This is a genomic window from Mesorhizobium sp. M4A.F.Ca.ET.020.02.1.1, assembly GCF_004022645.1.
GTDB lineage: Bacteria > Pseudomonadota > Alphaproteobacteria > Rhizobiales > Rhizobiaceae > Mesorhizobium.
In genome coordinates this window covers 1-2,500 of the sequence record NZ_RZOI01000097.1, presented here as the reverse complement: position 1 = coordinate 2,500, position 2,500 = coordinate 1, and the positions used below count along the sequence as shown (strand labels likewise).

General features: G+C 66.5%; 2 protein-coding genes (1 of these 2 cut by a window edge). One reads left to right on the top strand and one right to left on the bottom strand.

Annotation, left to right across the window (positions count from 1 at the left end):
• A protein-coding gene (locus tag EN742_RS09420; protein ID WP_189347352.1) for a M23 family metallopeptidase crosses the window boundary here: on the top strand, positions 1 to 1,028 show its 3' portion. 934 nt of this gene lie to the left of the window's left edge; only the last 1,028 of its 1,962 coding nucleotides appear in the window; the start codon falls outside the window, past its left edge; the stop codon is at positions 1,026 to 1,028.
• Positions 1,029 to 1,062: 34 nt separating this feature from the next.
• On the opposite strand, the gene EN742_RS09415 is transcribed toward EN742_RS09420, so the two are convergent.
• Positions 1,063 to 2,500: MFS transporter (locus EN742_RS09415; protein ID WP_128332724.1), on the bottom strand; the 1,438-nt coding region annotated here is incomplete at its 5' end.

Sequence of the window (2,500 nt, the reverse complement as noted above, 5' to 3'; positions counted from 1 at the left end):
TGAAGGCGGGAACCGTGCTACGCGTCGGGCTCGAGGTCCATGGCGACGCCGCCAAGGTGGTTCGCACCAGCGTCTATGACCGGACCCAGCACATCGTCACCATCGCGCTCGACGACCGCGGCCAGTATGTGCCGGCGCAGGAGCCCGAGCCCAACCCCGAACTGCTGACCGCCTTCGATGATTCGCCGCCGGTGGTCGTGCGTGGCAACCTGCCCAACATCTACGACGGCATCTATCGCGCTGCCTATTCCTACGGCATGTCTAAGAAGCTAACGCAGCAACTGGTCAAGCTATTGGCCTCCGATGTCGACTTCCAGTCGCGGCTCGGCCCCTCCGACCGGATCGATGTGCTGTTCTCGCAGCCGGACGGCGATGACCAGGCCTCCGACGAATCCGAACTGCTCTATGTCTCGGCAACCTTCGGCGGACAGATGCGCAATTTCTACCGCTTCCAGATGCAGGACGGCAGCACAGACTATTTCGACGAGGATGGCTCAAGCGCCCAACAGTTCCTGCTGCGCAATCCGCTGCCGGCGGGGAAATTCCGCTCCGGCTTCGGCGCGCGCCGGCATCCGATCCTCGGCTATGTCCGCATGCATACCGGCGTCGACTGGGCCGCCCCGATCGGCACGCCGATCATTGCCGCCGGCAACGGTGTCATCGAGAAGGCCGGCTGGGCCGGCGGGTACGGCAAGCAGATCATCATCCGCCACGCCAACGGCTACGAGACTTCCTACAATCACCAGACCGCTTTTGCCAGAGGCATCGAGCCGGGCGTTCACGTCCGCCAGGGCCAGGTCATCGGCTATCTTGGTCAGACCGGCCTCGCCACCGGCCCGCATCTGCACTATGAGCTGATCGTCAACGGCACCAAGGTCGACCCGATGCGCGTTCGCCTGCCGGTCGGCAAGGTGCTGAAAGGCGACGACCTGGTTGCCTTCAAGCGCGAGCGCGACCGCATCGACGACCTGCTCAAGCAGGAAGACAACAATTCGCTCAAGGTCGCCAGCGCCAAGGTCGAAGGATAGGTTCGCGAGCGAATCGCATATCGCCCGCGACGAATCAGTTTCGTGACGAATCAGCCGGTGATTCATCCGCGCTGCGCGGCCACGGCAGCGCCTGGCCGGAAACGGTCATCCAGGCGATGACGGCCGCAAGCAGGCAGAGCAGCGTGGTGACGGCGGCGACGGCCGCGAAAGCCACGTCGCTGGCGGCGAGCCGTGCTGCGTCGAGATCCGGCGCGAGCCCCGCTGGCGCCTGTTGCCCGAAACCTGGAATGCCGGGCGCGGCGCCGGTGCTCAGCCCGTAGACCCAGGCCGCCAGCGAGCCCATCGCCGCCACCGCGATCAGGCCGCCGATGCGCGAGACGGCATTGTTTATCCCCGAGGCGGCGCCGGTGTCCTTGTCCTCGACCGCCGTCATGACCGCGGTCGACAGCGGCGACACGACCAGCGCCATGCCGAGCCCCATCAGTGCCATCAGCGGAAACGTCCCGGTCCAGAAATTGTGGATGCCGGCATGGGTGAGCAGCGCGAGCCCGGCAAAGGCAAACGCGACGACCAGACTGCCGGCGGCGATCGGGAATCTCGGCCCGATCCGATCCGACCACTGGCCAACGGGTCCCGACAGCAGCGCGATCGATGCCGACAGTGGCAGGAAAATGAAGCCGACCTCGGCCGTGCTCAGCCCCCAGCCGGCAATCAGCAGCATCGGCAGATAGAACAGATTGGCCGACAGTGCGAAATAGAGGAAGAAGGTCGCAAGATTGGCTCCGGCGAACGCGCCGATCCCAAACAGCGACAGGTCGATCATCGGCTCGCGCTGTCGGCGCTCGAAGAAAACGAACACGACAAGCAGCGCCAGGCCGGCTGCGATGCTCGGCCCGGACATTTGTCCGCCGCCCTCGGCGCTCATCGAGGTCAGGCCGTAGGCCAGCAATCCGAACGCCAGCGTGGCGAGTCCGGCGCCGCCGAGGTCGAGGCTGCGCTCTTCCGTCGGCTCATCGGCCGGCACCTTGGCCAGGAGAAGATAGATCGAGATGAGGCCCAGCGGCAGGTTGATGGCGAAGATCGCCCGCCAGATACCATTGCCGAAGGTGGACAGGACGAGGCCGCCCAGCACCGGACCGAGCGCGGTCGTCAGCGCCGAGGCCGCGGCCCAGATGCCGATCGCCCGGCCGCGCTCCTTCTTCGGATAGGCCTTGGCGATGATGGCGAGGCTGCCCGGCACCATGATGGCGGCGCCGACGCCCTGGATGGCGCGGAAGGCGACCAGCACGCCGGCATTGGGCGCCAGCGCGCAGGCCAGCGACGTGGCGATGAACAACGCAATACCGGTCACGAACGCGCGCCTGAGGCCGAACCGGTCGCCGGCAGCACCGCCCGCCAGGATCAGCGCCGATAGCGTCAGCGCATAGGCGTTGGAAATCCATTGCACCTCGGCCAGGCTGGCGCCGAGATTTTCCCGCAGCGCCGGCATCGCGATGGCCAGGCCCGAGCCG